At 63.7% G+C, this 1,023-nt stretch carries 1 protein-coding gene; it reads right to left on the bottom strand.

All coding sequences use genetic code 11. From position 1 onward, the window contains the following. Positions 1-30 precede the first annotated feature (30 nt). Positions 31-918, bottom strand: a complete 888-nt coding sequence (locus tag IVA82_RS31045; RefSeq protein WP_256469740.1) for a tyrosine-type recombinase/integrase — start codon at positions 916-918, stop codon at positions 31-33. Positions 919-1,023: the final 105 nt, after the last annotated feature.

Raw genomic sequence — 1,023 nt, 5'->3', positions numbered from 1 at the left:
CTAGAGCAGGTCGAACCATGGCCGGCGGCGCTACGGCGCCGGCGGCTCCTTACTGTCTCGCTTCGCGCGCCCGCGACGCGGCGGGCTCAGGCCCTCCAGGGGACTCTCGATCTTGGCAATCAGCCCGATCGCCACGCGACTGTAGCGGGCTGTCGTCTCGAGCTTGGAATGTCCGAGCAACGCTTGAATCAAGCGAATGTCTCTGCCGCGCTCGAGCAGATGTGTCGCGAAGCTGTGGCGCAGCGAATGCAGCGAGACCGTCTTGCGCAGCCCCGCGGCTTTGGCGGCCTCCTTGAACAGCCGGCCGAACTGACGCGTGGTCAGAGGCTGATGTTGACTGCGGCCTGGAAACAGCCAGCGTTGTTCTGGCGCGACGGCGGCATCATCCGCGGTCGGTCGCTCCCTCCACCATTGCCGCAATAGCTTCACGACCTCTGCCGGCAGCATCACGTGTCGATCCTTGCGGCCCTTCGACTGCACGATGCGGATGATCATCTGCTCCCTGTCGATGTCACCCGCTCGCAGCCGCACCACTTCGCTGGCCCGCAGCCCGCAACCATAGGCCAGCGTTAGCATCGCTCGTGCCTTCAGGCTCGTTGCCATGGTCAGAACCCGCTTGACCTCCTCGGGGCTCAGCACCGGCGGCAGCCTCTCAGGCTCCTTGATGTGCCAAACCTCGGCCGCCAGATCGTGGCGACGTAGCGTGACGCGGAACAAGAACCGTACCCCGGTCATGATCCGATTGCGGTTGCAGATGCTCGTCCCGCTCTCGATGAGGTGCAGCTGAAATCGGCGGACCTCGTCGGGGGTTGCCGTATCGGGCGAGCGTTTGAGCCAGGCGGCGAACCGCTTGCAACTGTAAATGTGGCCACGCTGAGTGTGCGGGTTGAGCTTGCGCGCCGCCATGTCTTCGATCATACGCTGACGCAGCGGACTGACTGTGTTGGTATCGCTCATGGAGAGTTCCTTCCTGAGTGAGGGTTGCAAACACCTCGATTCTCAGGGCGGGGCTCTCCAGTGCTA

Source organism: Bradyrhizobium sp. 142 (assembly GCF_023074015.1).
Classification (GTDB): Bacteria; Pseudomonadota; Alphaproteobacteria; order Rhizobiales; family Xanthobacteraceae; genus Bradyrhizobium.
The sequence above is the reverse complement of the archived record's forward strand: the minus strand, read 5'-3'. Positions and strand labels throughout refer to the sequence as shown.